This is a genomic window from Micromonospora sp. IBSANI012 (genome assembly GCF_052814045.1).
In genome coordinates, this window is the sequence record NZ_CP199933.1 from 5,341,274 (window position 1) to 5,360,286 (window position 19,013).

Consider the following 19,013-nt stretch of genomic DNA (forward strand, 5'->3'; position numbering starts at 1 on the left):
GAGAGCAGGCGGAACGCGGCTCACTCGGCCAGCTTCTCCCGGTCCCACCGGCCCCGGGCGAAGGCGTCCACCCGACCCCACCGGCCCGGGATGTCCAGCACCTCGATCCGCCCCATGCCCGCCGGCAGCACCGGCTCGACCGCCAGGTGCCCCTCGTGCGGCTCCAGCCCGAGCATGGTGCGCAGCAGCAACAGCGGGGTGCCGGTGGACCACGCCTGCGGGCTGCACGCGGTCGGGTACTCCACCGGGAACTTGGTCTGCTCCCGGGGATAGCCGCCGAACGCCTCCGGCAGCCGTCCGTTGAAGTACCGGGCGGCGTCGAGGATCCCGCTGGCGATGGTCGCGGCCTCCTCGGTGAAGCCGTACCGGCGCAGGCCCCAGGCGATGAAGGAGTTGTCGAAGGGCCAGATCGTGCCGTTGTGGTAGCCGATCGGGTTGTACCGAACCTCGCCCTCGGCGAGGGTGCGCACTCCCCAGCCGGAGAAGAGCCGGGGACCGACCAGGTGGTGGGCGATCTTCTCGGCCCGGTCCTGGTCGACGATTCCGCTCCACAGCAGGTGCCCGATGTTGGAACTCAGCGTGCCGCACTGACGCCCCTCCGGGTCCAGGGCGAGGGCGTAGTACTCGCCGTCCTCCACCCACCAGTCCCGGTTGAACCGCTCCTTGAGCTGCGCCGCCTCCCGCTCCAACTGGTCGGCGTACCCCGGGTCGTCCCAGAACTCCCGGGCCAGCCGGGCGGCGCGGAGCTTCGCGTCGTACGCGTAGCCCTGCACCTCGCAGGTGGCCCGGGGGAACGGCGGCAGCGTGCCGTCGCGGTACTGGATCGAGTCCCAGGAGTCCTTCCAGCACTGGTTCTCCAGGCCGGTCTCGGTGTTGCGCCGCTCGTACCAGATGTAGCCGCTGCCGACCAGGTCGGCGTAGTCGTCGACCCACTTGAGCGCGGCCCGGCACTCCCGTTCCAGCTCGCGGACCAGGGCGACGTCGCCGCTCCACTTCTCGTACTCGTCGAGCAGGACCACGAAGAGCGGCGTGGCGTCGACCGACCCGTAGTACGGCGAGTGCGGCTGCTCCTCGAAGGCGGCGGTCTCGCCGTAGCGCATCTCGTGCAGGATCCGGCCCGGGTCCTCGTCCCGAAAGTCGTCGAACCGGGTGCCCTGCAACGCGCCGAGGATGCGCAGCGTGGTCTTGGACAGGTCGGGGGCGAACGGCAGCACCTGCAGGCTGGTCAGGATGCTGTCCCGCCCGAACATCGTCATGAACCAGGGCAGGCCGGCCGCGGGCAGGGCCTGGCCACCGAGCGACAACGGCGAGAAGCGCAGCGCCGCCAGGTCGATCAGGCTACGCCGGTAGGTGGACGCCAGCTCCGGGTGCTCGCTGTTGACCTTCGGAGCCTTGGCCACCCACTCCTTGAGGTCGTGCTCGAGGGCGAGCCGCTCGGGGCCGTGCGCCCCCACACCCATCCGCAGATCCCGACCGCCCGGGCCGAGCGCAGCCGTGTTCACCTGGATGGCGGTGTCCCACTGCTCGTTGGGCTCCAGGTGGACGCTGAACGCGAACCCGTTCTTGTCGTAGCGGGCCGGGCGGGACGCCGAGATCACGGTCTCCCGCTTGAAGTTGCCCCGCCGGTAGCCCAGGCGCAGCCGGTCCGCCTCCACCTCCGTGTAGATTTCGCCCTTCTTGTTCAGGATCTCGTCCTTGACCTGGAACAGGTCGGCGAAGTCGGAGCCGGCGTCCATCCGGATCTCCAGGTCCACCGGCTTCTCGTCGTGGTTGAGGATGGTCAGCTGCTCCCGGAAGCTCCCGCCCACGGCGCGCTCCCGGATGATCGACAGCTTGGCGTCGACGTAGTGGGTGGCCATGCCGGGCACCAGGAAGAACCGCGCCTCGTAGTACTGCAGGTCGTCGAAGGAGAGCGCGTTGAGCCGCTCGCCGTTGACCGTCAGCACCCACTTCGACAGGAAGCGGGTGTCGATGGAGAACAGGCCGGTCGGTTCGCTCGGCGTCGCCTCGATGTCGCCGGTGTCCTCGGAGACGACGAAGGTGTTGCCGTCCAGGATGCGGATCGTGTTGCTCTGCGCCATCAGCGGGCCTCCCTGCGGTATTCGTGACGGGGGCCGCTGGAGGTGACGGGACCCGGGAAGATCCGTTCCACCTGGAGCAACAGTCGCGGGTTACCCGAGACGGTCATGTCGCCCCGCAGCAGCGCGGCGATCGCGTTCTCGCGGCCCGCGACCAGGTCCCCGAAGAACACCGGATCGGTGCCGATCACCGTGTCCGCCTCCCGGTCCTGCTGGCTCACCCCGAGCCTGCCCCGGTCGATCTCGAGCAGCCAGTGCGTCGTCTGCGCCCCCTCGTGCAGGTCGAAGCGCAACCTCCCCGAGGTCTTCTCCAGCAGGGGCTCGTAACCCCGCCGCTCGAGATCCTCGAAGAACCTCGTGGTCGGGTCCACCATCCACTCCCCCCGTCGATCCACGGCATCACGACGTACGCCGACCGGGTCCCCGTCCGGCACGCCGTCAACCTCGCCCGGATCGGGTGAGTCCGGGCGACCGTCGTACCGGCGCAGTAGCCTGCTCGACGGACGACGACGGGAGGCCGATGGTGACAGTGCCGACGGTCGACCGCGGCCGGGTGCTCGCGCACCGGGCCACGGAGCAGCAGCTCGACCGGCCCGGGTTACGCCCGGCCGACCTGGCGGTGCTCGACCTGGGCGTGCAGGACACCCCCTACGGCTCGGCCCGGCTGGCGCTGGCCGCGCGCGGCGCCGACGATCTCGACGACGACCGCCTGGAGCTGGTCTGGGCCGCCCGGGGTGCGCCGCACCTGCACCGCCGCGCCGAGCTGACCGGGCTGGCCGCCGCGCTCTGGCCGCTCAGCGACGCCGACGCCGCCCGCCGGGTGGCCGGGCAGATCCGCGACGGGGCGACGAAGCTCGGGACGGCGGCGTTCCACCGCACCGCGCAGGCCTTCCAGGAGGTGGTCACCACCGCCATGGACAAGGGCGCGGTGAGCCGGGCGGTCACCGACCGCATCCCCGCCGAACTGAGCTACGACTGCGGGCCGTGCGCGGCGCGGCACGTCGCCGGGTCCCTCTTCCAGCAGGCCGGGCTGGCCGGCGGTGTCCGGCTGGAGGTGTCCGGGCGGGGCGCCCGGCTGGCGCCGCTGGCCGACCGGCCGGCTCTGCACACGCGGGCGGCGGGCACGGCGGGCCTGGTGCTGGCGTATCTCCGCCTGCTCGGGCCGGCCACCGTGGCGGACGTGGCGGGCTTCCTGGGCACCTCCGCCACCGAACTGCGGGCGGTGTGGCCGGCGGCCGAGCTGACCGAGGTCCGGGTGGACGGCCGGCGGGCGTGGCTGCCCACCGACCGCCTGGAGGCGCTGCGCGGCGCCGAGCCGCCGGACGGCGTCCGCCTCCTGCCGACCGGCGACCCGTTCCTGCAGGCGCGGGACCGGGACGTCCTGGTTCCCGACCGGGCGCACCAGCGAGAGCTGTGGCGGATGCTCGGCAACCCGGGCGCGCTGCTGGTCGACGGCGAGGTCAGCGGCACCTGGCGGGCCAAACAGTCCGGTCGGGGTCGGCTCGACCTGACCGTCACCCAGTTCACCCGGCTGTCGCGCCGGGCCGGCGAGCGGATCGAGGCGGAGGCCGAGACGGTACGACTGGCCCGTGGGGCGTCCTCCGTGACGGTCCGGGTGCAGTCCTCCTGAGCGCACCACGGGCAGGGCGGACGCCGGCCCCCACAAGGGGAGCCGGCGTCACAGCCCGCGGCGGACAGGTCAGTTGTTGGGCTCGTCGGCGCTGATGTCGGCCAGCACCGACTGGGGCTCCCGCTCGACCGCCAGGTCACCCATCGACACCAGGCCGACCAGCTTGCCGTCGTCGATCACCGGCAGCCGGCGTACGGCGTAGGTGCGCATCAGGTCGGCCGCGGCGACGGCGTCGTCGTACTGGCTGACCGTCACCACGTCCTTGCTGGTGATCTGGTTGAGCCTGGTGGTGTTCGGATCCATGCTCTCGGCCACCGCACGGACCGTGATGTCCCGATCCGTGACGATGCCGACCACGTCGTCTCCCGCGGTCACCACCACGTCGCCGATCGCGCTGTCCCGCATCTCCTGCGCCGCCGCGGTGAGCGTGTCGTTGCCGTCCATCGTCACCAACCGGGTCGTCATGAACTCTCCGACCGTTGTCATGGTGCTCCCCTCTCGGTGTCGGCAGGCCCCGTCTACCCGCCACGCCGCAGCAGGTAACGCGTGCTCACCGGTGCCGCCGCAGCCGCCGCCGCAGGTCGTAGAAGCCGTTGCTGGACAGCGCGTAGAACGGCGGCAGCAGCAGGAAGATCACCAGCGCCACCGGCACCGCGCCCAGCCAGCCGACCAGCGCGGCCACCGCGTACGCGCCGATGCCGAGCACCGCCCGACCGCGTTCGACGGCGAAGAACCGGGCCGGGACGCGCTCCTGCAACAGTTGCTCGTGCCGGCTGAGGTAGTGGTAGAGCCCGAGCCAGGCGGCGGAGAGCACCACCCCGACCGCCGCGTACAGCACCACCGCCACCATCTCATCGGCCCGGTCGCCCGCCTGCACCGACCGGGAGACGACGACCGTGGCGAACGGCAGCAGCGCGGTGCTGAAGAGCACCGCGAGGTTCCACCAGTGCAGGCCGCGGTCGGTGCTGCGGATGCGGTGGTAGGTCCCCTTGTGGTTGAGCCAGCCCACCGCGACCCAGAGGTACGACGTCACGTACGCCAGGTAGGTGGGCCACTGTTCGAGCAGGAGGTGCCCCATCCCGCCGGGGTGCACCTCGGGCGGGTTGAGCTCCAGGACCAGCACCGTGATGATGATCGCGAAGACGGCGTCGCTGAACCCGACGGCCCGTGCGGTGTCCGACCGCAGCGACTCCTCCTCCTGCGTCGCGGCCGGTCCCGGTCGTGCCCGCTCGGCGCCCATCGGCTCCCCCCGTTCCCGCCGGCCGTGCGGTCGCCGGCGTTACGCAGGAGCCCGGTATACCCGCCGGGCCGCCGCCACACCGCCGCCGCGTCAGCCGGGCGGGGGCATGCCGTAGACCCGCTCGACGTGCAGGCGCAGGACGAGGCGCCGCTCGGCGACCATGGCGGCGCGGAAGTCGTCCCAGTCGGGGTGTTCGCCCTGGACCGCCCGGTAGAGCCCGATCAGTTCCTCGACGGTGGGGTCGTCCGGTCCGGCCGCCACCGGGGTCAGCTCGGCCCGCGCCTCCGCCACCGCGTACGCCCAGCCGTCGTCGCTGCTGACGTGGAAGCTGGCCCGGGGGTCGCGGCGCAGGTTGGCGGTCTTGGCCCGACCGTCGGTGACCGAGACCCGGATCAGCGCACGCTCGCGGTCGAAGGCGTAGAGCACGTTGGACAACTGCGGCCGGCCGTCGCGCTTGATGGTGGCGAGCACGCCGACCCGGCGGCCGGCGATGAGATCGTCCAGGGCCGCTCGGGTCCGTTCCTCCGCCATGGAATCCTCCGCGTCGACGTCGGCGGCGTGGCACGCCGCGCGGGCGACACACCTGAGAGGCACCAATATGCCCGTCCGGCAGGTCGCCCGCACCCGGATCGGCCGGTCCCGCCGCGCCCGCCCGGGCCCGGCCAGCTCACCGGACCGCCGCACCGGCCCGGCGGTGGGCCGGACCGGCACGGCGGGCCGGGCGGGGCTTGGGCCGGACGGCCGGGGCGGGCGGAGGGGCGGGCTGGGCGCTCAGCGGAGTTCGGCGGCGACCAGTTCGGCGATCTGGACCGCATTCAGCGCGGCACCCTTGCGCAGGTTGTCATTGGAGCAGAACAGCGCCAGGCCGTGCTCGACGGTCTCGTCGGCGCGGATCCGGCCCACGTACGTCGGGTCCTGGCCGGCGGCCTCCAGCGGGGTCGGCACCTCGGACAGGGCCACGCCGGGCGCGCCGTCGAGCAGCTCGCGGGCCCGCTGCGGGGTGAGCGGCCGGGCGAACCGGGCGTTGATCTGGAGCGAGTGACCGGTGAAGACGGGCACCCGGACGCAGGTGCCGGAGACCTTCAGGCCCGGGATGTCCAGGATCTTGCGGCTCTCGTTGCGCAGCTTCTGCTCCTCGTCGGTCTCGAAGGAGCCGTCGTCGACGATCGAGCCGGCGAGCGGGAGCACGTTGAAGGCGATCGGCCGGACGAAGGAGCGCGGCGTGGGGAACTGCACGGCGGCACCGTCGAAGGCGAGCGCGCTGGCGTCCTCGGCGACCTTGCGGACCTGCTCGTCCAGCTCGGCGACCCCGGCCAGGCCGGCCCCGGAGACCGCCTGGTACGTCGAGACGACCAGGCCGACCAGCTCCGCCTCGGCGTGCAGCGGGCGCAGCACCGGCATGGCGGCCATCGTGGTGCAGTTCGGGTTCGCGATGATGCCCTTCGGGCGGACGGCGGCGGCGTGCGGGTTGACCTCGGCCACCACCAGCGGCACCTCCGGGTCCATCCGGAACGCCGAGGAGTTGTCGATGACCACGGCGCCGGCGGCGGCGACCCGGGGGGCGAGCTCCTTCGCGGTGCCCTTGCCCGCCGAGAAGAGCACGATGTCCAGCCCGGAGTAGTCGGCGGTCGCCGCGTCCTCGACCGTCACCTCGCCGTCGCGCCAGGGCAGCGTGCGCCCGGCCGACCGGGCGGAGGCGAACAGCCGCACCTGCTCCGCCGGGAAGTCGCGCTCCGCCAGCACCTGCCGCATCACGCCACCGACCTGGCCGGTGGCCCCCACAATGCCGATCCTCATGCCCGCGAGGCTACCCAGGCGGCCGGTCCGGGCGGGAATGCTTTCCCACCGCCCGGACCGGATTCGCCCCGATCAGAGCGTGGCGTCCGTCACCTCGCCGAGCCCGGTCGCGATGAGTTCGTCGCGGATCACCGCCGCGTCGCCCTCCACCACCAGGGTCAGCGATTCCGGGTGCAGGTGGGCGGCGGCCGCGGCGGAGACCTCCGCCACGTCGGCGGCGAGCAGCGCCTCGCGCAGCCGGGCGTGGTAGTCGTCCGGCAGGTCGTGCACCACCAGGGTGGTCAGCGCCGACGCGATCGCCCGCGGGCTCTGCAACTCGACCGACAGCTGGCCGGCCCGCCAGGAGCTGGCCACCGCCAGCTCGTCGGCGGTCACCCCGCCGACCTGGGTACGGGTGATCTCCCCGACCGCCTCCACCAGGGCCGGCGCGGTCACCGCGTTCTGCACGCCGGAGCTGACCGCGAACCGGCCGAAGCGGCGGGACGAGGCGAAGTCGCCCCGAATGCCGTACGTGTAGCCGCGCACCTCCCGGATCAGGTGGTTGAGGCGGGAGGTGAATGCCCCGCCGAGCACCGTGCCGGCGAGCGTCATCGGCACGTGGTCCGGGTGGGCGCGGTGCGGCGACGGGTGCCCGAGCCGCAGCGTGGACTGCACCGAGCCGGGCCGGTCCACCAGGAGGATCCGCCGCCCGGTGTGCAGCGGCACCTCGATCGGGCCGCCGCGTTCGGCCGGGCCGCCGCCGGTGCCGGCGAACGCCGCCGCGGCGAGCGCGTCCAGGTCGAGGCGGTCCAGGTCGCCGGCGACGATCAGCGTGCCGGGCCGCAGGAACCACTCCGAGTGGAAGACGGTGACGTCCTCGACGTCCAGCGCGGCCACCGAGTCCGGGTCGCCGTACATCGGGCGGCCCCACCGGTTGTCGGCGCCGAAGAGGTCGGCGCGCAGCGCCGCGTCGGCGCGCGGGCCGGGGTTGGCCCAGTCCATCCGCAGCGCGGTCGCCTCGTCGTCGCGGACCCGGCGCACGTCGTCGGGGTCGAGCCTGGGCGTACGGGCCGCCTCGGCGAGCAGCCCCACCGCCGCGCTCAACCGGTCCACCGGGACCTGCACGCTGACCTGGAAGGAGTCCCAGTCCAGCCCGGTCACCAGCTCGGTGCCGAGCCCCTCGACGGCGAGCGCGAAACCGGTGGCGTCCCGCTGGGCGGTGCCCTCCTCCAACGCCTTGGCCAGCACCCCGCCGAGCCCCTCCTTGCCGACCGGCTCGCGGCCGGCCCCGGCGTCGAGCAGCAGCACCGCCACGGCGAGGTTCTGCCCGGGCAGGTGCGCGGCGACCACCCGGCCGCCGGCGACCTCCCGGCGGACCACGGCGGGGAACCGGTACGGGCGGGGAATGCCCGCGCCGGGACGGGCGGCGATCAGCGTCATGGGGTCTCCTCCGGCAGGTAGGTCAGGGTCACCCGGTCGTCGGCGCCGAGCAGCTCGGCGGCCTGCTCGGCGATCTGGTCGGCGGTCACCGCCAGCCAGGCCGGCAACCGCTCGGCGGCCTTGGCCGGGTCGCCGAACTGGGTGGCGTACCGGCCGAGGGTGTCCGCCCGGCCGTCCACCGTGGACATCTGCCGCCACCAGGCGGTGCTCAGCAGCGCCTTGGCGCGGTCCAGCTCGGCGTGGGTCACCGGCACGGTGGCCAGTTCGTCGACCACCTCGGCGACCCCGGCGGCCAGCCGCTCGGCGCCCACCCCGGGGCGGGCGGTGGCGGTGGCGATCAGCGGCGCCGGGGCGTGCGCCAGGTCGACCCCGTACGCCCCGACCAGGTCCGGCTGGGCGATCCGTTCCCCATCCGCGAGGCGCTGGTAGAGGCGGCTGCCCCGGCCGCTGCCGAGGACCGCGGCGAGCACGGTGGCCACGTCGTACCCGGGGGTGCCGAAGGGGTGGGTGCGGTGGGCGGCGTACACCCGGGGCGCGGGGACGTCGCCGGTGACCGTCTCGACGGCGGGCCGACCGGTGGCCGCGACGGTCCGGCCGTCCGGCGCGGCCGGGATCTCCTCGCGCAGGGGGATCGCGCCGAAGTACTTGTCGGCGAGCGCGAAGACCTCGGCGGCGGAGGCGTCGCCGACGACGGTGAGCACCGCGTTGTTGGGCGCGTAGTAGGTGGTGTGGAACGACTGGAAGGTAACCAGGTCGGCGGCGTTCAGGTCGGCCATCGAGCCGATCGTCGCGTGGTGGTACGGGTGGCCGGGCGGATACAGCAGCGGCAGCAGCCGCAGCCAGGCGTCGCCGTACGGCACGTTCTCGTAGCGCTGGCGGCGCTCGTTCTTCACCACGTCGCGCTGGTTGTCCAGCGTCTCCTGGGTGAGCGCCGGGACCAGGCCGCCCATCCTGTCGGCCTCCAGCCAGAGCGCCAGCTCCAGGTGCTCGGCCGGGACGGTCTCGAAGTAGTTCGTCCGGTCCGGGTTGGTGGTGGCGTTGAGGGAGCCGCCGGAGCCCTGGATCAGCTTCATGTGCTCGGTCTTGGCGACGTTGAGCGAGCCCTCGAACATCAGGTGCTCGAAGAGGTGGGCGAAACCGGTCTGCCCCGTCGGCTCGTGCCGGGAGCCCACGTCGTACCAGAGGTTGACCGCCACCGCCGGAGCGGTGCGGTCCTCGCTCACCACCACGCGCAGGCCGTTGTCCAGTCGGGTCGTCTCGATGGGCCAGGGGTAACCGCTGTCGGGCATGACCCGACGCTATCCGATCTCCGGGGCGGAAAGGGGACAGCTCATCCGTTGGCGAGCCCACGCGGCGCGGCGGGCATCTACCGGGCGGCGCGGGGTACCGCAGAAGGCATGCCGACCCCCTTGGAGTCCGTCGCCGCCGGCGCGGCCGTCGCCGTCGCCGGGGCCGCCGCCGTCCTGACCCGCTGGCGCGGGGCCCGCCTGCTGCACCCGACCGGGCGCTCGTTCGCCGCCGAGGTGATGATCTGGGGTACGCCCGGACCGCCGACCGGCGTCGCGCTGCTCGACGAGCCGGGCCGGCACCGCGCCACCGTCCGGTTCTCCCGGGGCGTGCCCACCCCGGACGGCTGGCCGGACGTGCTGGGGCTGGCGGTCCGGCTGCACCTGGCCGACGCCCGGGCGTTCGACCTGCTGGTCAGCTCCAGCGGGGCCGCCCCGGTGCTGCGCAACGTGCCGCTGCCCCGACGGCGCTTCGCCGGGACGTACAGCACGATCATTCCGTTCCGGGTCGGGACGCGGCGGCTGTGGCTGGCGGCGCTGGCCGACCCGGACTCCCCCGACCTGGGCCGCAGTCTGGCCGAGGTGGCTGCGGCGACCCGGGCGGACGCGCCGCGGCTGGTGCTCGCGGTCGCGTCCGCCGTCGGGCCGTGGCGGCCGTTCGGCCAGGTCACCCTCGGCGGGCAACTGGACGCCCGGACGGACGCCGCGCTGGCCTTCGACCCGGTACGGAACCTGCCGGCGGGCCTGCGGGCGGTGGGCCCGCTCGCCTGGTTGCGCGAGCAGACCTACCGGGGCTCCCGCCGGGCCCGGGGGGCGGTCGATCAGTCGGGGGGCTCGATCGGGGTCGCGGCCTGATCGGAGGTGCGGCGCTCCAGCACCGTGTCGGGGGCGGCGTTGCGGTCCTCCTCCCGGATGTCGGACTCGGTGAGGATCGCGTCGGCCTGCGCCTGCGCGTCGTCGCTGCCGACCGCCGCCTCCTCGGGCAGCAGGTGGGCCCGGGACTCCACCCGTTCCTGGTCGCTCTGCTCGTGGCTCATGCCGAGCCTCATACCCCGTGGGCCCGCCCGACACGCCACAAGATCGCCCGCGGGCCGGTCCAGCGCCGGGCGGCACCGGACCGGCCGGGCCGGAGGCTCAGCGGAACGAGCCGCGCACCTCGTAGGTGATCCCGCCGGAGGAGGAGCCGGAGGTGCCGCGCTGGGACGAGAAGTAGAGCCGGCTGCCGTCCGGGGAGAACGCCGGGCCGGTGATCTCCGACGAGGACTGGCCAGTAAGCCTGACGAAGGGCGTGACAACGGCGTCCGGAGTGATTAAAACGATCTCCATGTTGCCGCCGTCTTCGGCGACGTAGAGGTCGCCGGAGCGGGAGCCGGTGATGTTGTCCACCCCGGTCAGCGGCGCGGCGCCGCCGGTCACCAGCGAGTCGTCGTACGCCAGGTCGATGCGCTGGTTGACCGCGTCGTACGCCCAGACCCGGTTGTCGCCCTTCGTGGTGAACCAGCAGGTGCCGTCGGCGTACCAGCAGCCCTCGCCGCCGTTGAACTTCTTCGCGCCGGAGACCTGCTGGCGGGTGGCGGTCGGCGAGCCGTCCGGGTCGGGCACCCGCGCCCAGCTCACCGGGCCGCTGGTGGCGGTGCCGGCGACCAGCACCTCCAGGGTGCCGGCGGAGAGGTTGCCCCAGACCGTGGGGCGGAACCGGTAGAAGCACCCGCTGGTCTCGTCCTCGGTCAGGTAGATCACCTTGCGGACCGGGTCGGCCGCCGCCGCCTCGTGCTTGAACCGGCCGAGCGCGGGTCGGCGTACGGCGGTCGTACCGCCCTGCGGGTAGGTCTCGTAGACGTACCCCAGGCTGACCTCCTCGCAGGAGAGCCAGGTCCCCCACGGGGTCGCGCCGCCGGCGCAGTTCTGGTTGGTGCCGGAGAGGATCCGGTACGCCGAGGCAGTGGTGCCGTCGGCGTTGAACCGGACGGCCGAGGCGCCGCCACCCGGGGTGATCTCCGAGTTCGAGACGTAGATCCAACCGGTGCCGGCGGCGAAGCAGGCGCCGCCGTCCGGGGCGTCGTGCCAGGTGTAGGACGTGCCGGCCACGACCTGTCGGGCCCGGGCGACGATCCGGCTGGTGAAGCCGGCGGGCAGCTGGAGGCCGCGGGCGTCGGCGGTGCCGAGCGGCCCGTACGGGCCGACGCCCGGCTGGGCCGGGGCGGCGAGCGCGGCGCCGGACCAGAGGCTGCCGGCGAAGGCGGCGGCCCCGCCGGCAGCGGTGGCGCGCAGGACGGTACGACGGTCCATCGGTTACCTCCGAATGTGCGAGCGGTGCCGATGAAGTTACCGCTGGTTCCATCGATGGAGGTAAACATCGGGCGAGGCTTTCCCGACGCCCCGGTGAGCCTTCCCCGTCCGGTCGGGTACGCTGGCCGACGTGACGCGCTCGTATCGATGGTTTAGGCAGCCGGCTCCGACGCCGGTGACCTCGCCATGAGCTGACGTCACCTTCGTTTTCGAGCCGGCCGGGCAGGAGCTTCCGCTCCTGCCCTTCTGCGTACGAGCAGCCGGCTCCACCCGGGCACCGGCCCCGGGCACGGTCGGCGAGAGGATGCCCACCGTGACCACCCCGGAGAACGACGCCGTCATCGACCAACGGATCGATCGCGTCGTGCCGTTGACCACGCCCGCCCTGCTCCTGCACGACCTGCCCCTGCACGCCCCGCTCGCCTCGGCCGTGCTGGCCGGCCGACGTGCGGTCGGCCGGGTGCTGGACCGCGCCGACGACCGCCTGCTGGTGGTGGTCGGCCCCTGCTCGGTGCACGACCCGGCCGCCGCCCTGGAGTACGCCCACCTGCTGCGCGAGGCCGCCGACCGGCACGCCGACGACCTGCTGGTGGTGATGCGGGTCTACTTCGAGAAGCCGCGTTCCACGGTGGGCTGGAAGGGCCTGATCAACGACCCGGCGCTGGACGGCTCCGGCGACGTCAACCTCGGCCTGCGGACCGCCCGGGCGCTGCTGCTGGACGTGCTCCGCCTCGGCCTGCCGGTGGGCTGCGAGTTCCTGGACCCGATCACCCCGCAGTACATCGCCGACACGGTGGCCTGGGGCGCGATCGGCGCCCGGACGGTGGAGAGCCAGGTGCACCGACAGCTCGCCTCCGGGCTGTCCATGCCGATCGGCATGAAGAACCGCCCGGACGGCAGCATCGGCACGGCGGTGGACGCGATCCGGGCGGCCGGTGTGCCGCACGTCTTCCCCGGCATCGACGTCTCCGGCACCCCGGCGATCATGCACACCCGGGGCAACGCCGACGGCCACCTGGTGCTGCGCGGCGGCGGCGACCGGCCGAACTACGACGCGGAGTCGGTGGCGGGCGCGCTGGACCTGCTGCGGGCCGCCGGCCTGCCCGAGCGGCTGGTGGTCGACGCCAGCCACGCCAACAGCGGCAAGGACCACCGCAACCAGCCGAAGGTCGCCGCCGACGTGGCCGCCCAGCTCGCCGCCGGGCAGCGCGGGATCGTCGGCATCATGCTGGAGAGCTTCCTGCTCGAGGGCCGGCAGGACCTGGACCCGACCCGGGAGCTGACCTACGGCCGCTCGGTCACCGACGCCTGCATCGGCTGGGACACCACCGCCGAGGTCCTGGACCACCTGGCCGCCGCCGTCCGAGCCCGCCGGGCGGCCCTGCCCACCCCCGCCTGACCGGCTGTCGGGAGACCCGACAGCAGCCTCTGCACGGGTTTGGGCGATTCGGGTGGGGGTAGCTGGGCGGAGTGACCGATGACGCACCGGTGACCGACGAGGTCGACACCCGGCAGCTCGACGAGCTGCTCGACGACATCTACCACGGCCAGGAGCGGATCAGCCAGGCGGACATCTACCGCCGGGCGGTCGCCGCGGAGCTGCCGCCGACGCTGCTCGCCCGGATCGCCGCGCTCCCTCAGGGCGAGTACGCGGTGGACGAGGCGGCCGACCTGCTGGGCGGTTCGGTGGCCTGAGCGCGCGGCGCACGGGGGTGGACGAGGACGACGAGAGGACGACGGCATGACGCACCACGAGGGGCACGAGCACGAGTCCGTGCCGGCGCTCGGCCAGCCCCCGGAGGGCCGGGACACCACCCCCGAGCCGGACTTCGCCAACGAGCACGACCGCACCGCGGTCGACCGCGACGTGATCACCGACGAGGACTCCGACGAGCGTGAGCCGGAGGCCTCGCGCGGCTGGGCCGGCGAGAATGGCGGCACCACCCCGACCTGAGCGGGACGACGCGAAAGGGGGCCGGCGCAACAGCGCCGGCCCCCTTCGCGCGTACGGGTCACTTCTCGTCGGGGTCCCCGCCCTCGGCGGCCCGCTGGGCGACGGCGTACCCCATCTGGAGGAAGTCCGAGGCGGCGACCGCGGTCAGCGCGGTGGCCACCAGCCGGGTCAGCCGGGGCGCGAGCACCAGGCCGCCGGTGAGGCCGGTGGCGACCCAGACGGCCAGGCAGAACGGGCAGCTCAGCAGCTCGCCGATGGCGTGCCGGGTCGAGCTGCCCCGGTCCCGGACGTGTTCCATCACCTCGCCGCTGCCGATCGGGTGGTCGTACCGGGTGAACGGGGCCCGTAACGGGCTGGTGATCGCGTCCTTGGAGAGCAGCCGGCTGAGCTTGTGCGTGGCGATGGAGAGCAGCACCACGTCGGCCGGGGCGGGCCGGTCCGGCACCGGCCGGCCGGCCGCCCGGACCAGGCCGGCCAGGGACGCGGTGACCGTGGCGTACGTGCCCATCGCGGCCAGGTAACCGCCCAGCGGCCGGTGCTCGTGCGGCGCGTACGCCTGGCGCAGCCGCGCCACCTTCTGCTTCAGGCCGCCCTGGGTCACCACGTCTCCTCGTTGTTCGTCACGTTCGGCTCAACCCGCGGTCAGGTTGTCGGCCACCTCGCGGGCGAGGTTGGCCAGGGTCTCGTCGGCCAGGCCGTTGTCCCCGCCGGTGAGGTCGAGGCGGACCCGGGACCCGCCGGCGTCGGCGGGCTCCACCTGGATCTCCGCCGACCACCCGGGGGCGGAGTCGCTGCTCCACCGGGCCCGCAGGTCGTCGGCGCTGGACTGGGGGCGCTCCCCACCGTCGGACCGCAGCGGCTCCGGCAGCCAGGCCGAGGCCCGGTCCGGGTCGGTCGCGGTGTTGAACACCACCTCGGGCGGCGCGGACATCCCGCGCTCGGCGTGCGTGCCCATCAGGCGTCCCGCAGCCGGCTCGGATCCACCTCGCGCCCGGGGTGCCGGGCCAGGTACTCGGTCTCCAGCTCGGCGGTGCGGCGCAGGTGGTTGGCGAGCGCGGAGTCGGCCGCGTGGCGCAGCGTGTCCAGCCGGGTGCGGTGCAGGCTCTGCAGCTCCCGGATCAGGTCCTCGTCGTCCAGCTCCGCCGGGTCCACCCCGAGCAGCTCTCCGTCGACGTGCGCGCCGGAGGCCGACGTGTCGCGGGCGTGGTCGCCGTCCCACTCCGTCATCCGCTGCTCCGGGCTGACGTCACCGGACTGGCGTACTGATTCGGTCATGTCGCCCCCTCGGGCTCGTTCGGGCTGGCATCTAGACGGATGCCCAGCCGGGGTGTCACCAAACCCTCCTACGACACCGCGTCGGAGACGCCCGGCCGTCCCGGTACGCTCGATGCCATGAAACGGCTCTGGACACCGGCGTGGATCGCCCGCCACGTGGCCATGGTCGTGCTGGTCGTCGGGTTCCTGGTGCTGGGCTGGTGGCAGATCAGCCGGGCGGCCTCGGGCAACACGCTGAGCTGGGCGTACGCCGTGGAGTGGCCGATCTTCGCCGGCTTCGTGGTCTTCGTCTGGTGGCGTGAGGTCCGGCACACGCTGCGCGGCCCGGCCGCCGCCGCGCCGGAGACGGTCGGTGACGCCGCGCCGGATCCGGGCGCCCCGGCGGTACGCCGTCCGGTGCGGGTGGCCCGGGTGCCGGCCGCGGTCGACGCCCCGGACGACGCGGACCTGACCGAGTACAACCGCTACCTGACGTGGTTGAACGCCAATCCGGGCGCGAGGCCCGGTGACTATCCCGGCTGAGGCCGGTGCGGAAGGACGGACGACGGTGGGCGGAGCCCTTAACCGGTACCGCGTGATCGCCTGGATCGTGGGCGTGGCGCTGGCCGTGCTGGTGCTGATCGGCATGCCGCTGAAGTACGCGTTCGACGAGCCGATCGTGGTGGCGGTCGTCGGCACCGCGCACGGCTGGCTCTACATGCTGTATCTGGCCGCCACCTTCGACCTGGGCCGCCGGGTGAACTGGCCGCTCAAGCGGATGCTGCTGGTGATGCTCGCCGGCACGGTGCCGTTCGTGTCGTTCGTCGCCGAGCGCAAGGTCACCCGGGAGCTCGCCGCCCGGCAGCCGCAGGCCCCGGAGCCGGTCGCCGCGCGCTAGGGCGATCTAGGCCCGTCGGGGCTGCGGTCGCCAGTAGCCGGCCGCGGTGGCCGGGTCCTCCGCGTCGGGATACCGGTGCAGCTCCCGGGCCCGGTTCAGCGCCCGGCTGACCTGGCCGAACTGCCGCTCGTCGTCGCTGCTGAACAGCAGCACCTCGACGCCGCCGCAGTGCCCCCACAACTCGTGCGCCGGCGGCCGCCAGCGGTCGCCGGCCAGCGCCAGCAGCACCGGCAGCAGGAACACCACCCCGAGGATCAGGTACGCCCCGGCGGTGAGCCGTTGCAGCCCACCGGTGAAGCCGAGCAGCACGCCGACGCCGGTGATCAAGGTGGCGGTCACCGCGACGGCGCGCACGGCCAGCCGGTCGTGCGGCCCGCGCCCCACCCGCAGGTGGGTGAGGTCGGCGACGGCGAAGGTGTTCCGACCGACGGTGAACCGTTCGGTGGTCACCACGATCCCCGGGCGCGCGTAGAGCAGGGTCGTCCCGCGCGACGTGCGCGGCGGGCGGGTGGCGGAGCGGTCTGCCTGCTGCACGGCGTCCTCCCAGGGGCCGGCGGCGTCGGCTCTCCCACCGCCCCGTGCCTGCTCACGGCGGGATTCCCGGCACCGGCTTCCATTCTGTTGCCCGCCCGCCGGCCGTGCCGGTCGGATTCCCGCCTCCGCGGGAGCACGGCGAATCGGTGCCGCCCGCATCTGGCATCCATTTCGGGTTTGTCCGGCGATCGTCGCTCACGTGCCACGACATCCGCCCAGAACGACGAATCCGGCGCAAGCCGCCAAGAGCGACGAAGTACCCGCGACACGCCGCACGCCACGCCACAATGGCGTCAGAGGAGGTCACGCTGCGCAGCGGCCTTTCCTGCCCCTTTGCCAACTTTCGCCCCGGCTTCCCCTGCGCGTCACTCCCGTCCCGGGTTACGTTGGGCGGGCCGGCGCGGTCGGCCGCCATCCGTCCGGATGGCCCCGAGCCGGTGCCGTCGGGGGCGTCAGCATCCCCCGAGGGCCCGTGGAGAGGAGCTTTCCGCTCTTGTCGTCCTTACGGATGCTGGTGCGAACGCTCACGGTCGCCGGCCTCACGGCCGCGCTGATCGCCCCGTCGTCGGTGGCTCGGGCCGAGCCGTCGGTGGCCGAGCTGACCGCACGGATCGAGAAGTCCTCGACCGAGCTGGAACGGGTCGTCGAGTCCTACAACAAGCTCAACGAGGAGATCAAGGCCAACAAGGAGACCGCGGCCGCGCTGCACGCGCGGATCGGCCCGCTGGAGGAGCAGACCGCGCGGAGCCGGGCGGACGTCGGGCAGATGGCCGTCACCGCGTACAAGACCGGCGGCCTGCGGACCGCGCAGGCGCTGCTGGAACCGGACGGGTCCGCCTCCCTGGTGGACCGGCTCAGCACGATCGACCGGCTCACCAGGGAACGCCAGGACCGCATCGCCGGCTTCACCACCAGCCAACGCAAGTTGGTCGACGAGAAGAACCGGCTGGACGCGACGCTGGCCCGGGAGGCCGCACAGGCGCGCAGCATCGCGAACACCAGGAAGAAGATCGAGCGCGACCTGGCCCGCCTCTACGAGCTGCGCCGGGAGGCGTACGGCCGGGCCACCGAGGCGCCGAGCCCGCGGCCGGCCGCCCGCTCCGCCCCCGACGCGCCCGCCGTGGCGGGCAACGCGGGGGTCGCGGTGCGCTACGCGTACGGGGCGATCGGCAAGCCGTACGTCTGGGGCGCCGACGGTCCCGGCGGTTACGACTGTTCCGGCCTCACCTCGGCCGCCTGGCGGGCGGCGGGCAGGTCACTGCCGCACAACACCCGGATGCAGTGGGGCGCCGTGTCGCACATCGGCCGCGGTGATCTGCGCCCGGGAGACCTGGTCTTCTACAGCGGGCTGGGGCACGTGGCCCTGTACGTCGGTGGCGGCCAGATCATCGACGCGCCCAGCGCGGGGCGCAACGTGCTCAAGCGGAACATGGGGATCATGCCGATCCAGGGCTACGGCCGGGTCCGCTGACCCCACGGCAATAACGGCGAACGGCCGGCGCCCCCCTATCGGACGCCGGCCGTTCGCCGTCATTACTACCAGGTCAGGCTGCCTGCAGCCCCTCGGCGCGGGCCAGCTCGCGGAGCCGGCCGAGGGCCTGGATCTCCAGCTGGCGGATCCGCTCCCGGGAGAGCGAGAAGCGCGACGCGACCTCGGTGAGCGAGTGCTCCCGACCGTCCTCGAGCCCGTACCGGGCCCGCATGATGCCGGCCGACCGGTCGTCGAGGTGGTTGAGCAGACCCTCGATCCGCTGCCGCTCCAGGCCGGTGAGGACGATCTCCTCCGGCGACGGGGCGTCGCTGTCGGCGACCAGGTCACCGAGCTTGGTGTCGCCGTCGTCGCCGACCGGGGTGTCCAGCGACACCGTGTCCTGCGACCAGCGGACCAGCTCGTTGACCCGCTCGACGGTGACGCCGAGGGCCGCCGCGATCTGCTCCGGCTCCGGGTCGCTGCCCAGCTCACGGGTGAGCTGCCGGGCCACGTTGCGCATCCGGTTGACGTCCTCGACCAGGTGCACCGGCAGTCGCACGGTCCGCTCCTGCTGGGCGATCGCCCGGCTGATGGCCTGACGGATCCACCAGGTCGCGTACGTCGAGAACTTGTAGCCGCGCTCGTAGTCGAACTTCTCCACCGCGCGGACCAGGCCGGTGTTGCCCTCCTGGATCAGGTCCAGCATGGGCATCCCGGACCGGACGTAGCGGCGGGCGATCGAGACGACCAGCCGCAGGTTGGCCCGGATGAAGAGGTCCTTGGCGCGCTCGCCCTCTACGACCAGGCGCTCCAGGTCGTCCCGGTCGACGCCCTCGGGGACGCGGTCCTCGCCGAGCAGGTGCTCGGCGTACAGGCCGGCCTCGATGGTCTTGGAGAGATCGACCTCCTTGGCGGCGTCCAGCAGCGGCGTCCGGGAGATCTCGTGAAGGTAGACGCCGACCAGGTCGCGCTCCTCGGCAACCTCGTCGGTCCGCATGCCGATGTTCTTGTCCACGTTTCCCACGGTCCCCTCGCTCGCGCCGGTTGCCCGGTTCCTTGCCATCCCCACGTCCATCGGCCCTCCCCCGTAACCTCCGCTGTGCCCGTCGGTGCTGACACCTACACAACAGATGAGACGTGTCGGGGATTCCATGTCGTGAGTC

Annotated in this window: 23 protein-coding genes; 8 read left to right on the forward strand and 15 right to left on the reverse strand. The window is 73.4% G+C overall.

The window, feature by feature from the left end:
* Positions 1-20 precede the first annotated feature (20 nt).
* A complete protein-coding gene (locus ACTWM8_RS24650) occupies positions 21-2,081 on the reverse strand; it encodes an amylo-alpha-1,6-glucosidase (protein ID WP_446211086.1) in 2,061 nt (686 codons plus the stop codon).
* Complete coding sequence (locus ACTWM8_RS24655; RefSeq protein ID WP_446211087.1) at positions 2,081-2,452, reverse strand: SCP2 sterol-binding domain-containing protein; 372 nt, start codon at positions 2,450-2,452, stop codon at positions 2,081-2,083. Before ACTWM8_RS24655 ends, ACTWM8_RS24650 begins: the two co-directional genes overlap by 1 nt.
* A 149-nt stretch (positions 2,453-2,601) precedes the next feature.
* On the opposite strand from ACTWM8_RS24655, the gene ACTWM8_RS24660 reads away from it, so the two are divergent.
* Positions 2,602-3,708 carry a DNA glycosylase AlkZ-like family protein gene (locus ACTWM8_RS24660; RefSeq protein ID WP_446211088.1) on the forward strand — a complete coding sequence of 369 codons (1,107 nt, stop codon included), beginning with the start codon at positions 2,602-2,604 and terminating at the stop codon, positions 3,706-3,708.
* A 69-nt stretch (positions 3,709-3,777) separates the two neighbouring features.
* Here ACTWM8_RS24660 and ACTWM8_RS24665 read toward each other — a convergent pair whose 3' ends face one another.
* From ACTWM8_RS24665 to ACTWM8_RS24690, 6 genes are all read right to left on the reverse strand, one after another.
* Positions 3,778-4,194: a CBS domain-containing protein gene (locus tag ACTWM8_RS24665; protein ID WP_446211089.1), complete on the reverse strand. Its 417-nt coding sequence runs from the start codon at positions 4,192-4,194 to the stop codon at positions 3,778-3,780.
* Positions 4,195-4,258: 64 nt separating this feature from the next.
* A complete protein-coding gene (locus ACTWM8_RS24670; RefSeq protein WP_446211090.1) occupies positions 4,259-4,948 on the reverse strand; it encodes a TMEM175 family protein in 690 nt (229 codons plus the stop codon).
* A 90-nt stretch (positions 4,949-5,038) separates the two neighbouring features.
* Positions 5,039-5,479: a PPOX class F420-dependent oxidoreductase gene (locus tag ACTWM8_RS24675; protein ID WP_446211091.1), complete on the reverse strand. Its 441-nt coding sequence runs from the start codon at positions 5,477-5,479 to the stop codon at positions 5,039-5,041.
* Between the two features lie 240 nt (positions 5,480-5,719).
* A complete protein-coding gene (locus ACTWM8_RS24680; protein ID WP_446211092.1) occupies positions 5,720-6,745 on the reverse strand; it encodes an aspartate-semialdehyde dehydrogenase in 1,026 nt (341 codons plus the stop codon).
* Between the two features lie 72 nt (positions 6,746-6,817).
* Positions 6,818-8,164, reverse strand: coding sequence for a M16 family metallopeptidase (locus tag ACTWM8_RS24685; RefSeq protein ID WP_446211093.1), 1,347 nt, complete (start codon positions 8,162-8,164; stop codon positions 6,818-6,820).
* Positions 8,161-9,453 carry a M16 family metallopeptidase gene (locus ACTWM8_RS24690; RefSeq protein WP_446211094.1) on the reverse strand — a complete coding sequence of 431 codons (1,293 nt, stop codon included), beginning with the start codon at positions 9,451-9,453 and terminating at the stop codon, positions 8,161-8,163. The genes ACTWM8_RS24685 and ACTWM8_RS24690 overlap by 4 nt, the downstream gene beginning before the upstream one ends.
* A 108-nt stretch (positions 9,454-9,561) precedes the next feature.
* Here ACTWM8_RS24690 and ACTWM8_RS24695 point away from each other — a divergent pair, with 108 nt between their 5' ends.
* Positions 9,562-10,305, forward strand: a complete 744-nt coding sequence (locus ACTWM8_RS24695) for a phosphodiesterase (protein WP_446211095.1) — start codon at positions 9,562-9,564, stop codon at positions 10,303-10,305.
* Here the strand turns inward: ACTWM8_RS24695 and ACTWM8_RS24700 are convergent.
* Positions 10,272-10,487, reverse strand: coding sequence for a hypothetical protein (locus ACTWM8_RS24700; protein WP_446211096.1), 216 nt, complete (start codon positions 10,485-10,487; stop codon positions 10,272-10,274). The two genes, ACTWM8_RS24695 and ACTWM8_RS24700, sit on opposite strands and share 34 nt — an antisense overlap.
* Positions 10,488-10,584: 97 nt before the next feature.
* On the reverse strand, positions 10,585-11,739 hold the full coding sequence (locus tag ACTWM8_RS24705; protein WP_446211097.1) for an alkaline phosphatase PhoX: 1,155 nt from the start codon (positions 11,737-11,739) through the stop codon (positions 10,585-10,587).
* A gap of 304 nt (positions 11,740-12,043) precedes the next feature.
* Here ACTWM8_RS24705 and ACTWM8_RS24710 point away from each other — a divergent pair, with 304 nt between their 5' ends.
* From ACTWM8_RS24710 to ACTWM8_RS24720, 3 genes are all read left to right on the forward strand, one after another.
* Positions 12,044-13,138 carry a 3-deoxy-7-phosphoheptulonate synthase gene (locus ACTWM8_RS24710; RefSeq protein ID WP_446211098.1) on the forward strand — a complete coding sequence of 365 codons (1,095 nt, stop codon included), beginning with the start codon at positions 12,044-12,046 and terminating at the stop codon, positions 13,136-13,138.
* Positions 13,139-13,209: 71 nt separating this feature from the next.
* Positions 13,210-13,434, forward strand: a complete 225-nt coding sequence (locus ACTWM8_RS24715) for a hypothetical protein (protein ID WP_350799690.1) — start codon at positions 13,210-13,212, stop codon at positions 13,432-13,434.
* A gap of 46 nt (positions 13,435-13,480) precedes the next feature.
* Positions 13,481-13,693, forward strand: coding sequence for a hypothetical protein (locus ACTWM8_RS24720; RefSeq protein ID WP_357999149.1), 213 nt, complete (start codon positions 13,481-13,483; stop codon positions 13,691-13,693).
* Between the two features lie 58 nt (positions 13,694-13,751).
* Here the strand turns inward: ACTWM8_RS24720 and ACTWM8_RS24725 are convergent, their stop codons facing one another.
* Genes ACTWM8_RS24725 through ACTWM8_RS24735 form a run of 3 tightly spaced genes read right to left on the reverse strand, consistent with a single transcriptional unit; the run spans position 13,752 to position 14,968 of the window.
* Positions 13,752-14,294, reverse strand: coding sequence for a DUF1360 domain-containing protein (locus ACTWM8_RS24725; protein ID WP_446211099.1), 543 nt, complete (start codon positions 14,292-14,294; stop codon positions 13,752-13,754).
* Between the two features lie 30 nt (positions 14,295-14,324).
* Entirely contained in the window at positions 14,325-14,648 is a 324-nt protein-coding gene (locus ACTWM8_RS24730; protein WP_446211100.1) for a hypothetical protein, read from the reverse strand.
* A complete protein-coding gene (locus ACTWM8_RS24735; protein WP_154942350.1) occupies positions 14,648-14,968 on the reverse strand; it encodes a DUF6158 family protein in 321 nt (106 codons plus the stop codon). The genes ACTWM8_RS24730 and ACTWM8_RS24735 overlap by 1 nt, the downstream gene beginning before the upstream one ends.
* Before the next feature lie 117 nt (positions 14,969-15,085).
* Here ACTWM8_RS24735 and ACTWM8_RS24740 point away from each other — a divergent pair, with 117 nt between their 5' ends.
* Together ACTWM8_RS24740 and ACTWM8_RS24745 are read left to right on the forward strand one after the other, a co-directional pair.
* A complete protein-coding gene (locus ACTWM8_RS24740) occupies positions 15,086-15,490 on the forward strand; it encodes a hypothetical protein (protein WP_446211101.1) in 405 nt (134 codons plus the stop codon).
* A gap of 25 nt (positions 15,491-15,515) precedes the next feature.
* Complete coding sequence (locus tag ACTWM8_RS24745) at positions 15,516-15,845, forward strand: DUF3817 domain-containing protein (RefSeq protein WP_446211102.1); 330 nt, start codon at positions 15,516-15,518, stop codon at positions 15,843-15,845.
* A gap of 6 nt (positions 15,846-15,851) precedes the next feature.
* On the opposite strand, the gene ACTWM8_RS24750 is transcribed toward ACTWM8_RS24745, so the two are convergent.
* Positions 15,852-16,379 carry a DUF6232 family protein gene (locus tag ACTWM8_RS24750; RefSeq protein ID WP_446211103.1) on the reverse strand — a complete coding sequence of 176 codons (528 nt, stop codon included), beginning with the start codon at positions 16,377-16,379 and terminating at the stop codon, positions 15,852-15,854.
* Between the two features lie 493 nt (positions 16,380-16,872).
* Here ACTWM8_RS24750 and ACTWM8_RS24755 point away from each other — a divergent pair, with 493 nt between their 5' ends.
* Positions 16,873-17,850 carry an NlpC/P60 family protein gene (locus tag ACTWM8_RS24755; RefSeq protein ID WP_446211104.1) on the forward strand — a complete coding sequence of 326 codons (978 nt, stop codon included), beginning with the start codon at positions 16,873-16,875 and terminating at the stop codon, positions 17,848-17,850.
* 73 nt (positions 17,851-17,923) lie between these two features.
* On the opposite strand, the gene ACTWM8_RS24760 is transcribed toward ACTWM8_RS24755, so the two are convergent.
* A complete protein-coding gene (locus ACTWM8_RS24760; protein WP_446211105.1) occupies positions 17,924-18,913 on the reverse strand; it encodes a sigma-70 family RNA polymerase sigma factor in 990 nt (329 codons plus the stop codon).
* Positions 18,914-19,013: the final 100 nt, after the last annotated feature.